Raw genomic sequence first — 20051 nt, 5'->3', positions numbered from 1 at the left:
CTGCATACCTTCAACAACATCCAGCTCGTTTTCCAGGCCTTGACCTTCTTCTACAGTGATCACACCCTCTTTGCCGACTTTCTCCATCGCTTCAGCAATGATGGCGCCAACGTGGCTGTCGCTGTTGGCCGAGATGGTGCCAACCTGAGAGATGGCCTTGCTGTCCGCACAGGGGATAGACAGCTTCTTAACTTCTTCAACTGCTGACGCGATTGCCTTGTCGATGCCGCGCTTCAGGTCCATTGGGTTCATGCCAGCAGCGACCGCTTTCAGGCCTTCGTTAACAATGGCCTGGGCCAGTACGGTGGCAGTGGTGGTGCCGTCACCCGCGTCGTCAGAAGCTTTAGAAGCCACTTCTTTGACCATCTGGGCACCCATGTTCTCCAGCTTGTCTTCAAGCTCGATTTCTTTGGCAACAGAGACACCGTCTTTTGTTACGGTTGGCGCACCAAATGATTTGTCCAAAACAACATTGCGGCCCTTGGGACCAAGCGTTACCTTAACAGCGTTTGCCAGGGTGTTAACGCCAGCCACCATGCGTTGGCGGGCTTCGTTACCAAATACTACGTCTTTAGCCATGATTGTCTTACCTTCCTACTAATTCGTTGATTCAATTGAGCGCTAGAAATTAGCCTTCGATAACACCGAAGATTTCAGACTCACCGAGAACAATCAGCTCTTCACCGTCGACTTTAACGGCGTTACCAGAGTACTGACCGAAGATCACGCGATCGCCAACCTTGACACCAACAGGGCGCAACTCACCGTTTTCCAGCAATTTGCCCTCGCCTACAGCCAATACTTCGCCTTGATTCGGCTTCTCTTTGGCAGAACCGGGCAAAACAATACCGCCGGCGCTGGTCTGCTCCTCTTCGCTACGACGAACCACTACACGGTCGTATAAGGGACGAATTTTCATCTTGATCAATCTCCATTAAATCAATGAACAGATTTTTATTTGACCGGACATTCCGGCACCGCCAGGTAGTGATTACCTACTTGGCGACCTCCCTTTCACACGGATCGGGAATCATCAGGTTTCCCATCGCGCAGACTGGACATGCAGTCACCGTGGGCTGCTCAGGTAACTGGGGGCGAGAAAATGCTTTTCAAGGGCAAAGAGTGAAAATTTTTAGTCTTCTTTTCGGTATTCACCTTCGATGGTGATATGGCCAGGCTCGCGGCGCCCTTCCGCGCCCGAAGAATTGCCGCGCGGGCCGCTACTGGCGCTGAAGCCACCGGCTTGCATCTGAATAACGCCGCGGCGCAGCATCTGGTCAATAACGGCGTTGCGCAAGGGGCGAATCAGGCAGACGAAACCCACCGCATCAGTAATAAAGCCCGGTGTGAGCAGTAGTGCGCCGCCAATTGCCAGCATCAGGCCCTCGAGTATCTCTCTGGCGGGCACCTCACCGTGATCCAGGCGCTGGCGCGCACGCAATAACGTAGACACGCCCTGCTGGCGCAGCAATGTGGCGCCGATTAACGCGGTTAGCAATACACACGCGATCGTAGGCAGGGCACCGATCAGCCCCCCAACCTCGATAAGCAGCCACATTTCCAAGATGGGGGCGATGACAAAAATACTAAATAGGACTCTCATAGTTATGCTGACCTGATGAATCAAAAATGGTGCCGTCATTAGCCCCAAGGAAAGAAAAAAACCAAAGCGCCTAGTGCCCGCCTTGCTGACAACTTATTATGTCAGCAACGCCACTGCGACCTCTACCACCTTCGAGACCTCAGCCCTATGCACCTCGCTCGCGCCGCCTTATTACTGCTGCTAACACCATATATTTCAAAAAGTTACGCTGCACCGTCGAGTGCGCCAACACCAGCGATGGATATGGAAGAATGCCTATCGCTGGCCGCTCAGAGCGCCTCCGACGAGATCACGCTCGGCCAGCTGCGCGAACAGTGCCAACAGCGCCTTCAAGGCCCCGATGCTGCCGAAGAGCATATTCGCAAACAAACCAAGGGCGTTGTCGAAGAGCGTGTTGCACTAGAGCGCTTCACCGATGACAATCCCTTTGTACTCACCCCCCACCGCGCCAATTACTTGCTTCCCCTGTCCTGGCGCGACGACACCGCAGAGTACAGCTCGTCGCTGCCGATCAAAGAGGAAAACGTTGATAGCACTGAGGTCGAATTTCAGCTCAGTGTAAAAGTACACATCGCCAAGGGAATCCTCGGGGGCGGCATTCTCAGCGGCGCCTATACCAACCGCTCCTTCTGGCAGGCCTACAACAAGGAGTTTTCCGCACCGTTTCGCGAGACCAACCACGAGCCCGAGCTCATTCTCAGTTACAGCAACGACTGGCAATGGAAGGGGATTCGCAATGTGGGCAACCAGCTAATATTTAACCATCAGTCCAACGGCCGCGGCGAGCCGTTGTCACGCAGCTGGAATCGCATCATGCTCAATATGGTGTTTGAGCACGACCGCTTCGCCATGACCTTTAAGCCCTGGTACCGCATCCCCGAGGCCGCCGATGATGACGATAACCGCGATATCGAATTTTATCTCGGCCACTTTGAGTGGATGGGCTTCTATCAATGGAAAGACCGCACACTCAGCGTGATGCTGCGCAACAACTTGCGCAGCGACAACCGTGGCGCAGTGGAAATCGGTTGGAGCTTTCCGATTAGTTCCAAGATCAAAGCTTATGTAAAATACTTTAATGGTTATGGCGAAAGCCTGATCGAATACAATAACTCGCTGCAGAGCGTCGGTTTTGGCGTGCTGATCAGCGATTGGCTGTAACACTCGACAGAAAACACATATAAAGGTAGATAATGATCAATGCTCAGGAAGCGCTTGCGCGTTTAAAAGAAGGCAATACCCGCTTTGTTGAAAAGCTGGCTGAAAACAAAGACTACATATCGAATAAAAAACCCGAGTTGGTTGAGGAGCAAAGCCCCTTCGCCATCATTTTGGGTTGCTCCGATGCGCGGGTTCCCGCTGAGATGGTGTTTGACCAAACTCTGGGCGATCTGTTTGTTATTCGCGTAGCCGGCAATGTTGTAGCCCCGTCGGGCATCGGCAGTGTTGAATTTGCCGCCCTCAACTTTGGCACGCCATTGGTTGTAGTGCTGGGTCACTCGCGCTGTGGCGCTGTCAAAGCCACGGTAGACGCACTGAGTGGCAACTCCAAAATCCCCACCTCCGCCCTACACTCCATTGTTAAGCGCGTGCGCCCAGCCGTGGAAACTCTGCTAGTCACCGAGTTAAAAGACAACCCAGAGGAACTGGTTAAGCAGGCGGTACGCGCCAATGTACGGACCTCGGTAGAGCACCTTTGCAGCGGCTCATCCACATTGGAACAGCTGATTAGCGAAGGGAAGCTAATGGTCGTGGGCGCGGAGTACTCGCTGGAAACCGGAAAGGTCGACTTCTTCTACGAAGACTACTGGGAGCGTATTCGCAACCTTGACGAATAAGCCTTCCGACCAAGCTCGGCGTCAGCTACTGCTGGCGCTGAGTCAGATTCCTCCTGGCCGCTTATGCAGCTACGGCGAGCTCGCCCGCCAAGCAGGACTGCCCGGCCGGGCCCGCTGGGTTGGGCGCCAGCTCAGCCAACTTCCCGACCAGAACACCCTGCCTTGGCACCGCGTTATCAATGCACAAGGCAAAATCAGTTTCCCACACAATTCCGAGGCTTATCGTCGACAGCTCTCACGGCTGATTGATGAAGGCAGCGCCTCACCCGACGGCAAAATCGCGTGGCAGCGATGCCGGTGGCCGGATCAGCACTAGCGCTCTGCCGACCACGGCGCAACCTTAACCAGCATCAACATGCCTGGGATCGCCAATGCGGCGCAGAGCAAATAGAAATTCGTCCAACCGACCACTTCAACAATGGCGCCAGTGGTGGCATTGGCAAAGGTGCGCGGCAGTGCCGCCAGCGCGGTGAACAAGGCAAACTGTGTGGCCGCATAGGCCGGTGTTGTTGCCCTGGCAATAAAGGCGGTAAAGGCGGCGGTGCCTAAACCCACCCCGAGGTACTCAAATACAATCACTAGGGTCAGCGCCAGGCGGTTCGGCCCGATTTCAGCCAATGCCGCAAAGCCAAAGATGCTCAGCAGTTGCACCACACCAAATAGCCAAAGCGCGCGATTGATGCCCAGCCGAATCATTATCACGCCGCCCACCAGGCCGCCAATAATCGCGGCCGTCAGCGAGGCCGTTTTAGCGATCGTGCCAATTTCCGTGAGGCTAAAACCGATATCCAAGTAAAAAGGCGACGACAGCGCGGTGGCCATATTGTCACCGAGCTTGTACAGAAACAGGAAGGTCAGCAGCCACAAGGCACTGCCCAGCCCGTTGCGCTGCACAAACTCCTTAAATGGCTCGACCACTGCCGCGCGCAGGGTAAGAGGCGCCGCGCTGTCATCACCGGCCTCGCTTACCCAGAAGGTCATCGCAACACCGATGAGCATGAAGCCGGCCATCACCATGAACACCGTGCTCCAGGGGAAGTAGTCCCCCATGATCACCCCGAGAGAACCCGGCACCAAACCGGCCAAGCGGTAGGCCTGCACATGTATCGCGTTGCCCAGCCCCAGCTCCTCGTCCTTCAGAAGCTCACGGCGATACGCGTCCAGCACAACATCCTGGCTGGCGCTAAAAAAAGCGACCCCCGCCGCCACGTAGGCAACCAACCCGACAGACATCGTCGGGTCAATAAAACCCAGTGCCGCCATGGACAGCATGAGAGCGATTTGCGTGATCAACATCCACCCGCGCCGGCGGCCCAAAAACGGCGGCACATAGCGATCCATCAGCGGTGCCCATACAAACTTCCAGTTATACGGGAAGCCCACCAGGGCAAATAAGCCGATCTCGGTTAGCCCCACTCCCTCGCTGCGCAGCCACGCTGGCACCAGTTGAATGAGGAAATACAACGGCAACCCCGAGGCCAACCCAGTAAGCACGCAGATAAACATCTGCTGTGTAAAAATGGCTCGATACCATGGCAGGTCGGTGACGTCCGGTGACGGCTGGGGCTGCATTATTGCCTATCCTTAATTGGGCTGCGGCCCAGAGGCCGGAGTCGGTGCAATCAATCGCGAAAATTATTGAATTGCAGGGGCTGCTCTAGATCAGCATCGCGCAACAGTGCCATTACCTGCTGGAGGTCGTCGCGTTTCTTACCGGTGACCCTCACCTGGTCACCCTGAATTTGGCTTTGCACTTTCAGCTTGCTGTCTTTGATCAGCTTGACGATCTTGCGGCACAGATCCGACTCCAAACCATTTTTCATGGTCACCCTTTGCCGCACTTGCTTGCCGTAGCCTTCCATGTCGCCCAGTTCCATCGCCTTCGGGTCGATCTTGTTCTTTATCAGGGTGCTGCGCAGTATGTCTTCCATCTGAGTCAGCTGAAACTCCGCCTCCGCCAACACCGTGGCATTGAGCCCGTCGCGCTCGAAGCTGGCATCAACACCGCGAAAATCAAAGCGGGTATCCAACTGGCGGTTGGCCTGATCAAGGGCATTGGTAAAGGTGTGCAAATCCACTTCAGACACGATATCAAACGACGGCATTCAGGTTCTTCCTATACAAATGAACGGGCACAAGTGTAACAAGGGCTGACGCGCGCAAACAGCACCGTTGCTCCACACCGCAGCCATCACGTAAGCTGCCACCATGACTTCACACCGCTCACATTGGCACATACTTGGCGCAGGCGCGATAGGCAGCCTGTGGGCCAGCTACGCCGCTAAATATGACCTGCCAACCACATTGCTGCTACGCAGCGACGAACGGCTTTCGCAGTATAAAATGGTTGGGGGAATCCTCGCGACTCTGGCAGGGAGTGCTGAACTGCTGCCACTGGCGGCAGAGTCATGCGAACAAAACGGCCCGCCGATAGCGCGTTTACTCCTTACCACCAAAGCACCAGACAGCTTGTCAGCCGTCGCGTCTATCAGCCCTCGCTTGGCCTCGGGTGCCTGCGTGGTACTGCTTCAAAATGGCCTGGGCGTGCGCGAAGAATTGCTCAAACTTCGGCCCGACCTGCAGTGCTATCACGCCGTCACCACGGAAGGAGCGTTTCGCCCCGCTCCTTTTCAGGTCGTGCATGCGGGTCGCGGTCGCACGCTGCTTGGCGGCGGCTCAAATGATGAAACCCTGGCGAGGGAACTCAGCGTCGGGCCGCTCGTTGTTACCCCCGACCCGAACATCGAGCAAGCCCTGTGGCGCAAGCTCATTATCAACTGCGCCATCAACCCCTTAACGGCGCTGTATCGCTGCCGCAACGGCGAGCTGTTGGACAACCCTCAGGCGCTTCAGCAACTGCACGGCGTCATCGACGAGGCGCTCTGCCTGGCGCCGCATTTGCAACTGGGCGATGTCTTTGACGGCCTGCGGGAGCAAGTCGTGGAAGTCGTCGCAAATACCGCCCTCAACCGCTCATCGATGTTACAAGATATCGAGTCCGGTCGCCGCAGTGAGATCGACTACATCACGGGCTACCTCTGTCGCGTGGCAGAGCAACACGGTATTGCCATGCCAATCAACCGGCAGCTGCTAGAGCAGCTTAAGGCCCTTCCGGGCCAATAAGCCACAGGCTTCCGTACCCAGCCGCAGACCCAGGCATTTGCCACCGTGCCCATCAAGGCTCCACAGGTTCGCGGCTAAAAATACCGATAATCGGCGTTTGCTCTGCGCGCAAAATCGGCTCGATTTCCCGGTGAACGGCGTGATAGCGATAAAACGGCACGCGGGGAAAGAGGTGGTGAATGGAGTGCAGGTTTTGTCCCAGCCAGAACCATTCAAATGGCTTCATCCAACGCGGCATGATCATACTGCAGGTATTGCGGTAGCGTTCAGCGTCGCGGTAAGGCAGGTGCGGGCGATACGCAAACCAGTAGGCCGTAAAGAAGCCACCAAGGAAGTAGCCCACGATCAATAATGCAACAATCGCCGGCGTGGCCACCCACGCCACCAAGGCGATACGCCAGCTCACAGAAAACGCAATTTCACCCAAATAAATCAACCGCTCGCGGCCAGACACCTTGTGCCAGCGGGTCGCGTAAAGGAAGCGGTTTTGCAGCCAAAAAAACCGCAGGCCCGTCACCAGAAAGGCCCAACACCCGTCGCCCATTTTGTGGAGCATATAGTCCGGGTCCTTACCCTGCTGATTGGTATAGCGGTGATGGGTAAAGTGCTCCACCGTGTGCGATGCGTAAGGGATCATAATAATGGGGGCAACAACAAACCCACAGGCATCGTTCAGCCATTTCAACGATGCATGATCACCATGAATATTCGCGTGGGTGGCTTCGTGCAAAGGCGTGTAGGCCGTGTAGGTGAGCGCGGCATACACCAGCGTCGCCAGCCACCACGGCACCACACCGGCGATGAACAGTGCCAAGTTAGCAATAAAAGCACCGACAACTAACATAGTGAGTAGCACCGTTGGCCAGGCAAACTCTCCCATGTAGCGCTTGGCCACCACAATAGCCCGCCGATTAGCTGTGCTATGATTCTTTTCCACCGATTATTCTCCGAGCATTGATGACAGGCCAGCACACTACAGACAGCGTCGCTCAACCAGAAGGGCATTTCTGGCCGTCATCAGGGCATAGCAGACCACCACACATCGCGTGCCGGCTGCGGCGGCAGACGGAGCTAGCCGGGCGATGAACGCGGATATTCTTCACCCAATTACCATGGCCCAGGTCATGGTCAACTTTGCAGCCGAGCGCGGCGTTAGCCAACAATGCTGCCTGCAAAACACCGGTATTTCCGACAGCGACCTTGCCGAAACAGAAAGCCTGATTACCCGCGAGCAGGAAATGCAGGTCATCGCGAATGTGATGCATGCCCTTGGCGGCAGCCCCGCCATCGGGTTTGAACTGGGCCTGCGCTACAACATCGCCACCTTCGGCTTATGGGGCTTCACGCTTCGCACCTGCCGCAGCCTGCGAGACGCTGTGCAACATGCCATGCGCTATCTACCGCTAAGCACTGCCTACTGCCAACTGAGCCTGATCGACAACGACACGCATTTCGGCGTTGTACTCAACGGCGATACCATCCCACTTGAGCTCAGGGAATTTCTGAAACTTCGCGATTTGGCAACTGCGCTCAATTTACTGCGTGAACTCGGTTTGTCAGGCATTAGCGTGCAAGCCGTGGAGCTGGACTTAATGCAAACCGCGGAGCTTGAGAAAAGCGAGACCTTAGCTGCCTGGAACCCGCATTTCGCTGCACCGCGAACCGCCGTGTTAATCGCCCCGGAAGACGCCGACCGACCGCTTCCCACTTACGACCCGCACTTGGTGAGAATGCTGGAAGACCAGTGCCGCACGCAATTGGCACGTCGGCAGGAAACCGGAACCGCAGGACAAGTCCGTCGCCAGATCCTCTGTCAACTCGGGCTAAGCGCAACACTGGAAGACACGGCGGCAGCGCTGGCGATCTCACCGCGCAGCCTGCGTCGTCGCCTGGAAGAGGAGAACACCAGCTTCCGGCAACTGGTTGATGACGAGCGACGCTCACTCGCCGAGCAACTGCTAAAGAACTCCCTGATGACGCTGGAAGAACTCGCCGCCCAGCTCGGATACCTGGATACAGCAAGCTTCACCCGCGCCTTTCGGCGCTGGCACGGCCAGTCTCCCGGCCAGTACCGAAAAAATCAATACAAGGTCTAGCCTCTCTACCCTGACATCGCTCTTTACCTGACCGCAAAACATAAGTGGGCGCCATTCGCGACAAGCAAACTCTACGACAAGCAAACTCTACGACAACCACCTGCTAACACGCCGCATGAGGAGCAAAAAGGCGACCGCCGCAGCCCATTTAATCTGCTTTTATTCAGCAGCTTGCAAGTCAGAAGCGCTTTATTTTCGCTACAATTGGTCGCCAGGCACGCCACAATGCCTGCGGCGATCTTACTCGTATTTTTCAGGATTCATGGCAAATGACTCGTTATCGACAGGGACTTTCTGTTTTCACTCTATGCCTGCTGGCTATCCTTTCCTCAGGCTGTGCAACAAAGTACTACAAGTACTACCCCGATGAACTTGTCCATCAAACAAAGATTATTGTTGAGCACATGGACGTACAGGCGGAAAAATTTGAAATTTCAACGCGCACCGAAACACCCCAGCAAATTGTCCTGGCGTACACCATAGATCGCGAGGCGAATCTCACCGAGTCGCACATCAAGAGCATTGACTACATTCAATCCTGGGCGGCGTTTTCTGACGGCGACTACAAACATCGCGTCGCCGGCGCAAAAAAGAAGAAGCGCCTTTACCTGGAGCAAAGCCAGGCACTGACCGAGTTATTGTCACCGCTGCATAGCGCCGAAACCTCAACCACTCGCAACCGGCGTATCAGTGGCAAACCCAGCCTCATATGGGAGACGACAAAGCGCCTCGAGAGCGGAGGTAAAGTATCCGTCCCGGAACAAGGTGATGCCATACTGTGCAGCCTAGACATGTCGGCTTTGCACAGCTGCATAACATACCGTAACGGCGAAAGACTAAATCGCTATCAGAGTCATTTCTTAAAAAGGCTAGCACCCGGCGGCGAGCTCAATGAGCGCAATATCACAGATACGGTCGTAAATATCGTCAAGCAAGATGCGCTGTTTAAGCGGGTGCTCAAAAACCAGCGCAGCGTGAAGGCTCAGGTTCAACCCCGGGCTGGTAATGTACCTGACGGTATGACAATTACGGTAGATGACGGCGTAATAGAGGTGGCGACAGCCAACAAGCACCTCGGCTTTTCGAAGGCGCATTTTTTCAGTCAGCTGCCAAAGAAATACCACCACCTGATTGATGCTTGGCTCAAGGAAATTACTGTCCCGCTTAGCTTTTCCACTAATCACAGCACCGCCAGTTACCCCTTGCGCTATTTTGATGGCACGGAGCTCCACCAAGAGATCAGTCGGCTTGAAAAGCTTGGCAGCGGCTATATTCGCCTTACCGCAAACATGGACAATGTCGACGTATACATCGATGGCAAGCCCAGCGGAAAGATAAGTAAAGCCACGCCCTACGTAGGCAAGCTCACCGAGGGTCGGCACACCATACAAGTTCGGAAGGACTTCTTCGGTGCCAAGACGATTAGCGTCCAAATAGAAGCCGACGACGCCTTTGCCTATGATTTCGACATGCAACCCTCGGGCAATATGTCGGAACAATTAGGCGCAGGAAAAGTGGTGCAATCGACTGGTGTGCTCGTAATCGTGACGACCCGCAACGATATTCAGCTGGAAATAAACGGCATCTCTCGCACGCCGCCAACCAAATTACCCAATATGCCCTCTGGAAAACACAAGATGAAAGTCATCACGCCTGAGCGGGAATTTATTATCGATATACTGGTAAAGGAAAATGCTAAGTCACTGATCGACCTAGACAAGTACCTCCATTAATACCAACGGAAGCAGGGCTGGCAAACCAGCCCGCCAGCTTGCGAACCTGGCGCCCGCAGTCGAGCGTTGGCGCTGAATATTTGACAACGCCTTCGCGCCCGAATAGAGTTGCGCCGCCTGTGTTAGGTGCCCAAAGACATTAGTTTGAGGGTTAAACGGGAAGTTCGGTGAGTCGACCACTCGACAAGACCGACGCTGCCCCCGCAACGGTAATCACCTTTGGTGAGAGCCCGGAACCGGCCTAATCAGTTATCACCCGATGTAGCGGAGGGCTTCATCAGCGGTCATATACTTGTATATCACCACTATCCCTCCCTCATTGCTTCCTATTTTTAGCTTTGAGGTAAGTCATGAAAAACCGTCCACTTGCTGTGAACACTGCTCTGCTTGCAGCCTTATCCAGCCCGCTGATTACCAGCGCCGGCGAAATAGAAACCACCGTCGTTACCGCCACGCGCACTGAGCAAAGCATTGCCGAAGTACTGGCGCCAGTCACGGTATTCGAGCGCGCCGATATCGAGCGTATCGCACCGCTCGACCTGCAAGAATTGCTGTCTCGCGCCGCTGGCATCAGCTTCGTGCGCAACGGTGGCCGCGGCGCCGCCACCAGCTTGTTTGTTCGCGGCAACCAAAGTAATCATACGCTGCTGTTGGTTGACGGCGTGCGGGTAGGCTCAGCAACACTGGGCAGTCCCTCGCTCACTAACTTGCCCCCGGAGCTGATCGAGCGCGTAGAAATTGTTCGCGGGCCTCGCTCAGCCTTGTATGGTTCCGAGGCGATTGGCGGTGTCATTAACATCATCACCAAGAAGTACCACGACACCGATGGTGTGAAACCCTTTGTACAACTTAGCGCGGGCACCGAGGGTACTGTTAAAACGGTTGCTGCCGTAAACGGCGGAAACGCCGACACTCAGTTCAGCCTAAGCGGCTTGTACGAGGAGACCGACGGCGTCGACAACACCACAAGCAAGGCACTGCGCCACGGCGATGACGACGGTTTTGAGCAGCAGGCTATCAATTTCAGCGTGTCACATCGCTTTAACGCACGCGCCAAAGTTCACGCGCTGTACCAGCACAGCGATAGCGAGAGCGAATACGACACCAACTGCTACGCACCGTTTCCCAATAACTTTGCCTGCGAGCCCTACACAGACAGCACGGTTACCGTCGCGGGTTTGCGCGGTGAATTTCAGCTAAGCGACAACTGGGCACTGAAGCTTACCGCGGGCCAATCTACCGATGAAAGCCAAACGCGCTATCGCTATCGCGACCCCGCGTTGGTTGCCGCGAATCTTCGCGGCGATGTATTCGAAACCACTCGCAAGCAATTCACTGCCCAGAATGACTGGCAGCTCGGTAAACACCACGTACTCACCCTGGGTGGCGAGCATATTAATGACGAGGTCGACAGCACGCTGAGCTACGGCAAAGACGAACGCGAGAACAATGCAGGCTTTGCGCAATGGCAAGCCGACTATGGCCGCATCGACTACGCACTGGGATGGCGTCACGACAGTAATGAACAATTTGGCTCCAGCGACACCCGCAACGCCGCCGCCGGATTGGACTTACCCATGGGCATGAAATTGATCGCCTCCTACGGTGAGGGCTTCAACGCCCCCACTTTTAACGACCTCTACTACCCCGGCTACGGCAACCCCAACCTCGAGCCTGAAAGCTCAAAAAACCGGGAGCTGGAGTTGCGCGGTAAACACGCCTGGGGACAGTGGAGCGTTAACTATTTCATCAATGACGTGGATAAGCTCATTCAATACAACCCAGCCACCTTCGGGCCGGACCAAATTGAATCAGCGCGCATCGAGGGCCTGGAGCTAAGCTTAGCAACCGTAGTAAGACAGTGGCATATCGAAGCCAATGCAACGCTCTTGGATACTGAAGATAAAAATTCAGGCAAGGAGTTGCGCCGCCGCGCCGATAGCCAGGTGAACATCGATGTTGACCGCCAATGGCAGCAATGGGGAGTCAATGCCAGTGTTCGCTTGACCAGTGACCGCTACGAAAACACCAGCAATACCGACGAATTGCCGGGCTACGGCCTGGTCGATGCCGGTGTTTCCTACCAGATCAATGACAGCCTCAAGTTGCAACTGCTGGTAAAGAACCTGTTTGACAAAGACTACGTTAGCGCCAGACACTTCAGCCTCGGCAACTATGAGTCAATTGGGCGTGAAGCCCTGCTAAGCGTGACCTACGCCCCCTAAGGCGAACGCGTAGACTGCGATGGAGCTCCGTCACAATGAATGAAGAAGAGAAGCGCCACCAACAGCGCATGCAGAGGAAGAAGGCACTGATCGACGCCAAGGTCGCGAAAGCGACCGAAGAGCGCGGCGTGCTTATCGTCTTAAGCGGGCCGGGCAAGGGGAAATCCAGCTCGGGCTTTGGCACGGTGATTCGCTGTATTGGTCACGGCTACAAGGCCGCGGTGGTGCAGTTCATCAAGGGGACCTGGGATTGTGGTGAGAGAAATTTCTTGCAACAGCGCTGTCCCGAGGTGCCTTTCATTGTGATGGGCTCCGGTTTTACCTGGGAAACACAAAGCCGGGAACGCGATCGCGAAGCCGCTCAGCAAGCCTGGCAGCAAACGAAAACACTGTTGAACGATGCCTCATTACACTTAGTGCTGCTCGACGAACTGACCTACATACTGAAGTACGGATACATCGACGCCGAAGAAGTCTACGAAGCGCTGCGCAACCGCCCTCGGGAGCAGAGCGTGATTATTACTGGCCGTGGTGCGCCGCCAGCCCTCAAAGAACTGGCCGACACCGTATCGATGATCGATGATAAAAAACACGCCTTTCGCGCGGGCATTAAGGCGAGAAAAGGCGTGGAGTATTGATGCGCCGCCTGCTTGTCGTACTCAGCCTACTGCTCGCGCACATAGCCAACGCCGGCAGTGAGCGCTGCGTTGACGATGACCGCAACGTAAAGGTTTGCCTGGATGCTCCGGCTGCGCGCATTATAGCCCTGTCACCCGGTGCGACGGAGCTGCTCTATGCCGCAGGCGCGGGCGATAAATTAATCGCTGCCGTCAGCTTTAGTGACTACCCTGATGAAGCGAAAGCCCTGCCGAGAGTGGGCAGCTACAACCGTTTTGATCTTGAGGCGATTCTCAGCTTAACACCAGATCTACTAATCGGCTGGCACAGTGGCAACCCGACAGAGCAACTGGCGCAACTCGAAGCACTGGGGCTTAAGGTGTATTACAGCGAGCTGCGCGGCTTTGACGATGTTAGTCGCACCCTGCGCCGTTTTGGCGAGCTGGCCGGCAGCGAGCCCGCAGCAAATGCCGCCGCCGAGCATTTTGACCAAGGCATATCCGCCTTACGCAAGCAGTACCAGAACGCTGAGAGCGTTCGCGTTTTTCAGCAAATTTGGGTTAACCCCTTAATGACGGTTAACGACCAACACCTAATTAGCGAAGCGACACGCCTGTGCGGCGGCATAAACGTCTTTGGCAACCTGCCGCGCTTGGCTGCTCGCATCGACCACGAGGCCGTGTTAGCCGCCAACCCCGAAGCCATTATCGCCGGCGGCATGGGAGAAGAAAATCGCAGCTGGCTGGACGACTGGCGCCCCTACTCAGGCCTGCTGGCCGTGCAGAGAGATAATCTGTTCTTTATTCCACCCTCTACTCTGCAACGGCCAACACCAAGACTCCTCAGCGGCACCCGAATGCTGTGCCAGCACCTGGACACCGCACGTGGCCGCCGCTAGCTATCACACCCCGCGCCTGCTACCCGCACTCGCCCTACTCAGCCTCGGCGCGCTGTTGGCCGTTGCGCTTAGTGTAAGCACTGGGAGTGTCGCCATTAGCACCGCGGAGCTGTGGGCGGTACTGCAAGGAGAGGGAGAACCCCTACACCACACCCTGATATTCGACCTGCGATTACCGCGCAGCCTTGCCGCGTTTGCCACCGGCGGGCTACTGGCCGTGGCGGGCGCACTTATGCAAGTGCTGCTGCGCAACCCGCTGGCGGACCCCTATGTGCTCGGCCTTTCCGGAGGCGCGGCGGTGGGCGCCCTTAGCGCCATGCTGCTTGGTCTGGGCAGTGCGGCGGTTTCAGGCTCGGCATTCATCGGCGCCATTGTATCGGCGATCACGGTATTCGGCTTAGCCCACGGCACCGGCAGCTGGACACCCACACGCTTACTGCTTACCGGTGTGGTTATTGCGGCGGGATGGGGAGCCGTGGTCACCTTTATGCTTGCCATTGCCCCCACCGAAAGCCTGCCCGGCATGCTGTTCTGGCTGATGGGGGATCTCGCCTATGCTCGCAGCCCGTGGCCAGCACTGACGACTCTACTCGCTCTGTCTCTGCTTCTGCTGCCACTCGGGCGCAGCCTCAATGCAATGGCCCGCGGCCCGCTGCAAGCAGCGGCGCTGGGCGTTGCCGTTAAGCCCATGGAGTGGAGTATTTATATTGCCGCCAGCCTACTCACCGCTTTGGCGGTCACCACCGCCGGCAGCATCGGCTTTGTTGGCTTGGTCGTGCCACATATGCTGCGGCTGATATTGGGGAATGACCAGCGGCTGATTCTCCCCGCCTGCGCCTTGGCAGGCGGTGCACTGCTCACCTTGGCAGATACGCTGGCCAGAACCATCATCGCACCGGAGCAATTGCCCGTTGGCGTTATCACCGCCCTGCTCGGCGTTCCCACCTTCTTGCTACTGTTATACCGGAGCCGATAGTGAGCGAGGTCTTGTTACAAGCCGCCCAGCTTTGCATTGATGTGCCGGGTCGCAGCGATGGCAGCGAGCTTAACTTTGCGATTCAGCGCGGCGAAGTTTGGGGCGTTCTCGGTCCCAACGGCGCGGGTAAAACCACCCTACTCCATACCCTGGCCGGGCTGCGCAAACCTCGTAAAGGTACGGTATATCTCGCAGGTTCGGCCATTCAACGGCTGCGCCGGCGGCAAATCGCCCAGCAAATGGCGGTTGTCTTTCAGGAGCGCTCGGACAGCTTCCCGGCAACGGTGATGGAATCGGTGATGATCGGCCGCCACCCCTTCTTAAGCGCCTGGGATATGGAGTCTGCCGAGGACCTTGAGATCGCTCGCGCCGCACTCGCGCGAATGGAGTTAAGTGGCATGGAGCAGCGCCTGGTGAGCAGCCTTTCCGGCGGCGAAAAACAGCGCCTGGCCATTGCCACCGCCATGACTCAGCAAGCGGATATTTGGCTGGCCGACGAGCCCGGCAATCACTTGGATCTTCACCACCAAGTCGCCGTTATGTCGATGATGCGCGAACAGGCCGCACAAGGAAATGCCGTTCTGCTTTGCCTGCACGACATCAACCTGGCAGCGCGTTACTGCGATCAGCTACTTCTGCTCTACCCCGACGGCAATGCCTGCTGGGGAGACGCCTCGATCATGCTGCAAGCCCCCGCCCTGGAAAAACTGTATCGGCAACCGCTTACCGTACTCGAAGACCAAGGCCAGCGCGTTTTTATTCCCCGCAATCAGCGACATACCGGCAATGAAAACTGACTTTAGCCGCGACGATATCGACGCCATCTATCGCGTGATTGCCGCGCGGCGGGATATGCGTCATTTCTGTGGTGGCGAGATTGACGACACCACACTGACACGCCTGCTTAGCGCCGCACACCAAGCGCCCAGCGTCGGCTACATGCAACCCTGGCGATTTATCCGCATCCGCAAGCCCCGGCTCCGGGAACAACTCTATGACCTGGTGCAGCAGGAGATCACTGCCTCAGCCGAGGCACTGGAAGAACGCGGTAGTGAGTTTTTACAGCTAAAGGTAGAAGGTATACGCGAGTGCGCCGAACTCATTGTGGTGGCACTGTGCGACCAGCGAGAGCGCTACCTGTTCGGCCGCCGCACGCTGCCGGAAATGGACCTGGCGTCCGCCGCCTGCGCCATACAAAATCTTTGGCTGGCTGCACGCGCCGAAAACTTAGGGATGGGCTGGGTATCGCTATTTGAGCCAGAACCCTTGAAGGCACTGCTAAAAATGCCGGACGGTAGCCACCCCATTGCCCTGCTGTGTCTGGGACCCGTAGAGGAATTTTACGACCGCCCAATGCTGGAGACGGCGCAGTGGGATCAACGCCGCCCCCTCCACACACTCATTATGGAGGATGGCTGGCAAATCGAGAACGAGGCAGACGATGACTAATACGCTAATGGTTCAGGGCACCACCTCCGATGCCGGCAAAAGCGTTCTCGTCGCCGCACTGTGTCGCGCCCTGCATCGCCGCGGCTTACATGTCGCGCCGTTCAAGCCACAGAATATGGCGCTTAACAGCGCCGTCACCCCCGATGGCAAGGAAATCGGCCGCGCCCAGGCCGTGCAGGCGCGGGCTTGCGGACTAGCCCCCCACAGCGATATGAACCCGGTTCTGCTTAAACCCAATAGTGACACCGGCGCACAAGTGATAATTCATGGGCAGGCCCTGCGCAATATGGAGGCGCAGGACTACCACGGCTATAAAGCGACTGCGCGAAAGGCGGTATTGGCGTCCCACCAGCGCCTTTCTCAACAATACGACTGGGTTGTGGTGGAGGGCGCCGGCAGCCCCGCTGAAATCAATCTTCGCGCGAACGATATTGCCAACATGGGGTTTGCAGAAGCGGTTGACTGCCCGGTGATACTGATTGCGGATATCGATCGCGGTGGCGTTTTCGCGCATTTGGTGGGCACGCTGGAGTTGTTGTCAGCAAGCGAACAAGCGCGGGTTGTTGGGTTCGTCATCAACCGTTTTCGCGGCGATATTGCCCTGCTGCAATCCGGATTGGACTGGTTGGAAGCGCGCACCGGCAAGCCCGTATTAGGTGTACTGCCCTATTTGCACGACCTGCACCTGGAAGCCGAGGATGCCATTGATACCCAGCAAATTCGCGAGGATATCAGTTTGCGGGTGGCGGTACCGGTATTGCCCCGCACCAGTAATCACACCGACTTCGACGCCCTTCGCCTGCACCCCAATGTTGACCTTTGCTTCGTACGCAAAGGCGAGGTACTGCCGCCTTGCGATTTGCTCATCCTGCCCGGCAGCAAAAGCGTGCGCGCTGACTTACAACAGCTGCGCGACAATGGCTGGGCCGATCAGCTCAAACGTCATTTGCGTTACGGTGGCAAAGTGTTGGGGATTTGCGGCGGCTTTCAAATGCTGGGCCGTGAACTGCACGATCCGCTTGGTATTGAAGGCCCAGCCGGTAGCAGTGAGGGCTTAGGCCTTCTTGATATCACCACCACACTGGCCAGCGAGAAAACCCTGCGCCAAGTCAGCGGGCACTGCCATCTAAACGGTAAAACGACCTCAATCCGCGGTTATGAAATTCACGCCGGGGTCAGTGAGGGCGCCGGCCTCGAGCGCCATTTTGCCGATTTGGGAAGCCACCTTGACGGCGCCATTAGCGAAGACGGGCAAGTACTGGGCAGCTATATCCACGGTTTGTTCGACGATGACCACGCTCGGCAACAGCTGCTCACCTGGGCTGGTGCCACCGAGCAGGCTGCCTACAATTACGACGCGGTCATAGAAACGAATCTAGACCGCATTGCCGACAGCGTGGAGCAGCACATCGATCTCGATAAACTGCTCCATGCCTGCTCACTAGAATTCAGACAGCCCCGCTAAGGCATCAAACAGCGGCCGCAACAGCAGCTGATCCAGGGCGCCGATCAGCGGATCCAACTGAGACAGCAGCAAGTTATCAATATGGAAACCCAATTCTCGGGTGACGGCCAGCAAAGCGCTGCTCAGGAAGGCCGGCCCCAAACCGATGGCCTGAGTCACTTCAGCCGGCGCAAACTGCTCAATGGGGATCACACCCACAAGAATATTATTCAACAGATCTTCCACGGTAGAAGACAGCACTTGCCCCAGCTCGCTAACGCTGACATTGCCGATGGCATCGATGCTGCGGCCCACGTCCAGCAATAGCTCAGACAGCAAGGCAAAGCTGCCACCCACCACTGGGACGATACCGGCTTCTTCTTCAATGGCATCGACTATGCCCTGAATATTGCCAGCCAGGCCCCGCAGCGGGTCAGTCAAACTGCGCAGGTCCGCCGCCTGCTGCTCACCACCTTGGTTGTTGGCGGCTTTGAAAGCATCCAGTGCTGGCGCTAACTGGTCAAACGGCGCGGGTAAATCATCGCGGTCGGCAATGGCTTGCAACTGCTGCAAAGAGTACAGCAATGCCTGCGACGCCCTGGCAGAACCCGCCAGTATCAATTCCGGATTTTGCTCAGTCGCAGCGGCTTGGGCGCCACTTGCCAGCGCGTCCACGACTTCAATCAAGCCTTCCGTCGCAGCGCCCAGCGAGGCGATGACTGCCGCCAAATTCTCTTCTGGTACGGCTGCAGCCAAACCATTAAAACCAGCGCGCAATTGCTCCTGCACAGGGTCGAGGTTGCCCTGCTCCGACGACACATCAAAGCTCGAATCGCCCTGCAGGGGGTTGCTAAAGGCATCGCTTGCCGCCAGTCCCTGTGAGGGCTGTTGCGGTGTTTGACGGCCATAAGCCGGCTGGGGGTCAGAGAGCGACCCCAATCCTAAAGCAGGGTCATTGGGATCAACCTCATAGGCCTCGCCACGCAGGCGGTCGCCTTTGATTTCTACCCAGAAAAACCCGTAGCTGTCGCCGCGCTCGTAGAACACGGGGTTTTCGTCGCGCCGCACCAGGCTGCGGGTTTTACTTCCCGCGCCAGATAGAATGAACTCCGTCTTTCCACACGATGGCGTCGGCATTAGCCACTGCAGGTCGTGGTCGTGGCCCGCAAAGAAAAAGTCGGCACGGTCACACATGGTTTCTTCTAAGAAGGCCTTGTAGCGCTCGCCCGCGAGAACCGGCAGTAAGAAGCCGGGGACGCCGTCATAGTTACCGGCGTTGCCGTGGCTGCCATTGGAAACATAGGGGTGGTGAGCAAACACCATTTTCCATTTGGCCTGACTGGCATCGATTGACGCTTTCAACCAACGCGCCTGCGCCAGACCATAACTGTTGTAGGCGTAGTTTTCATCGCTATCGGGGAAACCGCCAGCCACCTGGCTGGAGTCAATGGCGAAGAACTCCACCAAGGGCTGGCCATTTTCCTGCTGCCCCTGAGTAAAACGGTAGTAGCGATCAGGCATCTTCCAGCGGTCACTGGCGCGGGGCGCATCGGGGTGTTCGCTGTCGCGATAATGGTAATCAACCTGGAAATCACCGTTGGCATTTCCCGCACCATCGCCACCGAAAAATTCGGTGTTGTCGTGGTTACCCAAAACAAAATAGAACGGCAGATCAACGGGGGCAAAAGGCTGTTCAAACTTTTCTTCGAACTGGCTATCCATCACCGAGCTCACCCCGGACTCATAGATATTATCGCCCAATCCAAGGACAAGGTCGCACCCGCGAGCCGCGCAGACTTTTTCAATCGCCTGCCCGACTGCATAAGCACCATCGCTGCCGCTGCCGCTGTCACCCAGCAAAATAAAGCGCAGGGTGTCGACGTTGCCATCAACGGGCTGCTCAACGCCGTTATCTACACCAGGCGTTGAACCGCTGTTACTGCTTGACGAGGAACCACCGCAGGCACTCACGGCCACCGCTGCGCCAAATACCAGAGCGCGACCCAGTGCGTTGTACAAATGAGACATTTATCTACTTCCTTTTAGGT

The 20051-nt window shown here is 56.6% G+C and carries 20 protein-coding genes and 1 riboswitch; of the genes, 13 read left to right on the top strand and 7 right to left on the bottom strand.

Translation table 11 applies throughout. The features are described 5' to 3' along the window. The 3 genes from B3K78_RS00580 to B3K78_RS00570 all read right to left on the bottom strand — a co-directional run. The coding region (locus B3K78_RS00580; protein WP_286693911.1) for a TCP-1/cpn60 chaperonin family protein at positions 1–582 on the bottom strand (582 nt) is incomplete at its 3' end. A gap of 46 nt (positions 583–628) precedes the next feature. Then, positions 629–919: a co-chaperone GroES gene (locus B3K78_RS00575; protein ID WP_027874494.1), complete on the bottom strand. Its 291-nt coding sequence runs from the start codon at positions 917–919 to the stop codon at positions 629–631. 213 nt (positions 920–1132) lie between these two features. Continuing rightward, positions 1133–1603, bottom strand: coding sequence for an FxsA family protein (locus B3K78_RS00570; RefSeq protein WP_286693907.1), 471 nt, complete (start codon positions 1601–1603; stop codon positions 1133–1135). 243 nt (positions 1604–1846) lie between these two features. Between B3K78_RS00570 and B3K78_RS00565 the strand changes: the two genes are divergently transcribed. Genes B3K78_RS00565 through B3K78_RS00555 form a run of 3 tightly spaced genes read left to right on the top strand, consistent with a single transcriptional unit; the run spans position 1847 to position 3757 of the window. Further along, positions 1847–2764 (top strand): phospholipase A, encoded by a 918-nt coding sequence (locus B3K78_RS00565; protein WP_286693906.1) that lies wholly within the window; start codon positions 1847–1849, stop codon positions 2762–2764. A gap of 32 nt (positions 2765–2796) precedes the next feature. Further along, positions 2797–3441, top strand: a complete 645-nt coding sequence (locus B3K78_RS00560) for a carbonic anhydrase (protein ID WP_204997432.1) — start codon at positions 2797–2799, stop codon at positions 3439–3441. Next, positions 3431–3757 carry an MGMT family protein gene (locus B3K78_RS00555; RefSeq protein WP_286693905.1) on the top strand — a complete coding sequence of 109 codons (327 nt, stop codon included), beginning with the start codon at positions 3431–3433 and terminating at the stop codon, positions 3755–3757. The genes B3K78_RS00560 and B3K78_RS00555 overlap by 11 nt, the downstream gene beginning before the upstream one ends. Here B3K78_RS00555 and B3K78_RS00550 read toward each other — a convergent pair. Beyond that, positions 3754–5013 carry an AmpG family muropeptide MFS transporter gene (locus B3K78_RS00550; RefSeq protein WP_286693904.1) on the bottom strand — a complete coding sequence of 420 codons (1260 nt, stop codon included), beginning with the start codon at positions 5011–5013 and terminating at the stop codon, positions 3754–3756. The genes B3K78_RS00555 and B3K78_RS00550 overlap by 4 nt on opposite strands. 50 nt (positions 5014–5063) lie before the next feature. Beyond that, complete coding sequence (locus B3K78_RS00545; protein WP_286693903.1) at positions 5064–5546, bottom strand: YajQ family cyclic di-GMP-binding protein; 483 nt, start codon at positions 5544–5546, stop codon at positions 5064–5066. 103 nt (positions 5547–5649) lie between these two features. Between B3K78_RS00545 and B3K78_RS00540 the strand changes: the two genes are divergently transcribed. Next, positions 5650–6564, top strand: coding sequence for a 2-dehydropantoate 2-reductase (locus B3K78_RS00540; RefSeq protein WP_286693902.1), 915 nt, complete (start codon positions 5650–5652; stop codon positions 6562–6564). Between the two features lie 52 nt (positions 6565–6616). Here the strand turns inward: B3K78_RS00540 and B3K78_RS00535 are convergent, their stop codons facing one another. Further along, positions 6617–7501, bottom strand: a complete 885-nt coding sequence (locus B3K78_RS00535; protein ID WP_286693901.1) for a fatty acid desaturase family protein — start codon at positions 7499–7501, stop codon at positions 6617–6619. Positions 7502–7646: 145 nt separating this feature from the next. Here B3K78_RS00535 and B3K78_RS00530 point away from each other — a divergent pair, with 145 nt between their 5' ends. From B3K78_RS00530 to B3K78_RS00490, 9 genes are all read left to right on the top strand, one after another. Beyond that, positions 7647–8660: an AraC family transcriptional regulator gene (locus tag B3K78_RS00530; protein ID WP_286693900.1), complete on the top strand. Its 1014-nt coding sequence runs from the start codon at positions 7647–7649 to the stop codon at positions 8658–8660. A 269-nt stretch (positions 8661–8929) separates the two neighbouring features. Further along, a complete protein-coding gene (locus B3K78_RS00525; RefSeq protein WP_286693899.1) occupies positions 8930–10393 on the top strand; it encodes a TcaA 3rd/4th domain-containing protein in 1464 nt (487 codons plus the stop codon). Positions 10394–10500: 107 nt separating this feature from the next. Next, positions 10501–10652, top strand: a riboswitch (cobalamin riboswitch). A 91-nt stretch (positions 10653–10743) separates the two neighbouring features. After that, entirely contained in the window at positions 10744–12618 is a 1875-nt protein-coding gene (locus B3K78_RS00520) for a TonB-dependent receptor domain-containing protein (RefSeq protein WP_286693898.1), read from the top strand. Positions 12619–12653: 35 nt separating this feature from the next. After that, the gene (gene cobO / locus B3K78_RS00515; protein WP_286693897.1) at positions 12654–13256 is read left to right on the top strand and encodes a cob(I)yrinic acid a,c-diamide adenosyltransferase; all 603 of its coding nucleotides are present in this window, start codon (positions 12654–12656) and stop codon (positions 13254–13256) included. Next, entirely contained in the window at positions 13256–14134 is an 879-nt protein-coding gene (locus tag B3K78_RS00510) for a cobalamin-binding protein (RefSeq protein WP_286693896.1), read from the top strand. Before cobO ends, B3K78_RS00510 begins: the two co-directional genes overlap by 1 nt. Next, positions 14121–15110 (top strand): FecCD family ABC transporter permease, encoded by a 990-nt coding sequence (locus B3K78_RS00505; RefSeq protein WP_286693895.1) that lies wholly within the window; start codon positions 14121–14123, stop codon positions 15108–15110. Before B3K78_RS00510 ends, B3K78_RS00505 begins: the two co-directional genes overlap by 14 nt. Further along, the gene (locus B3K78_RS00500; protein WP_286693894.1) at positions 15110–15907 is read left to right on the top strand and encodes an ABC transporter ATP-binding protein; all 798 of its coding nucleotides are present in this window, start codon (positions 15110–15112) and stop codon (positions 15905–15907) included. Before B3K78_RS00505 ends, B3K78_RS00500 begins: the two co-directional genes overlap by 1 nt. Continuing rightward, entirely contained in the window at positions 15897–16559 is a 663-nt protein-coding gene (bluB, locus tag B3K78_RS00495) for a 5,6-dimethylbenzimidazole synthase (protein ID WP_286693893.1), read from the top strand. The genes B3K78_RS00500 and bluB overlap by 11 nt, the downstream gene beginning before the upstream one ends. Beyond that, complete coding sequence (locus B3K78_RS00490; RefSeq protein WP_286693892.1) at positions 16552–18024, top strand: cobyric acid synthase; 1473 nt, start codon at positions 16552–16554, stop codon at positions 18022–18024. Before bluB ends, B3K78_RS00490 begins: the two co-directional genes overlap by 8 nt. Here the strand turns inward: B3K78_RS00490 and B3K78_RS00485 are convergent. Continuing rightward, positions 18001–20031: a metallophosphoesterase gene (locus tag B3K78_RS00485; RefSeq protein WP_286693891.1), complete on the bottom strand. Its 2031-nt coding sequence runs from the start codon at positions 20029–20031 to the stop codon at positions 18001–18003. The genes B3K78_RS00490 and B3K78_RS00485 overlap by 24 nt on opposite strands. Positions 20032–20051: the final 20 nt, after the last annotated feature.

The sequence above is a fragment of the Spongiibacter sp. UBA1325 genome (assembly GCF_002306875.1).
GTDB lineage: Bacteria > Pseudomonadota > Gammaproteobacteria > Pseudomonadales > Spongiibacteraceae > Spongiibacter > Spongiibacter marinus.
The sequence above is the reverse complement of the archived record's forward strand: the minus strand, read 5'-3'. Positions and strand labels throughout refer to the sequence as shown.

Bases quoted from the DNA above. Each gene is read 5' to 3' on its own strand.
- B3K78_RS00575 (WP_027874494.1), bottom strand. From the start codon at position 919: ATGAAAATTCGTCCCTTATACGACCGTGTAGTGGTTCGTCGTAGCGAA.
- B3K78_RS00570 (WP_286693907.1), bottom strand. From the start codon at position 1,603: ATGAGAGTCCTATTTAGTATTTTTGTCATCGCCCCCATCTTGGAAATG.
- B3K78_RS00565 (WP_286693906.1), top strand. From the start codon at position 1,847: ATGGAAGAATGCCTATCGCTGGCCGCTCAGAGCGCCTCCGACGAGATC.
- B3K78_RS00560 (WP_204997432.1), top strand. From the start codon at position 2,797: ATGATCAATGCTCAGGAAGCGCTTGCGCGTTTAAAAGAAGGCAATACC.
- B3K78_RS00550 (WP_286693904.1), bottom strand. From the start codon at position 5,013: ATGCAGCCCCAGCCGTCACCGGACGTCACCGACCTGCCATGGTATCGA.
- B3K78_RS00545 (WP_286693903.1), bottom strand. From the start codon at position 5,546: ATGCCGTCGTTTGATATCGTGTCTGAAGTGGATTTGCACACCTTTACC.
- B3K78_RS00540 (WP_286693902.1), top strand. From the start codon at position 5,650: ATGACTTCACACCGCTCACATTGGCACATACTTGGCGCAGGCGCGATA.
- B3K78_RS00530 (WP_286693900.1), top strand. From the start codon at position 7,647: ATGAACGCGGATATTCTTCACCCAATTACCATGGCCCAGGTCATGGTC.
- B3K78_RS00525 (WP_286693899.1), top strand. From the start codon at position 8,930: ATGACTCGTTATCGACAGGGACTTTCTGTTTTCACTCTATGCCTGCTG.
- B3K78_RS00520 (WP_286693898.1), top strand. From the start codon at position 10,744: ATGAAAAACCGTCCACTTGCTGTGAACACTGCTCTGCTTGCAGCCTTA.
- cobO (WP_286693897.1), top strand. From the start codon at position 12,654: ATGAATGAAGAAGAGAAGCGCCACCAACAGCGCATGCAGAGGAAGAAG.
- B3K78_RS00510 (WP_286693896.1), top strand. From the start codon at position 13,256: ATGCGCCGCCTGCTTGTCGTACTCAGCCTACTGCTCGCGCACATAGCC.
- bluB (WP_286693893.1), top strand. From the start codon at position 15,897: ATGAAAACTGACTTTAGCCGCGACGATATCGACGCCATCTATCGCGTG.
- B3K78_RS00490 (WP_286693892.1), top strand. From the start codon at position 16,552: ATGACTAATACGCTAATGGTTCAGGGCACCACCTCCGATGCCGGCAAA.
- B3K78_RS00485 (WP_286693891.1), bottom strand. From the start codon at position 20,031: ATGTCTCATTTGTACAACGCACTGGGTCGCGCTCTGGTATTTGGCGCA.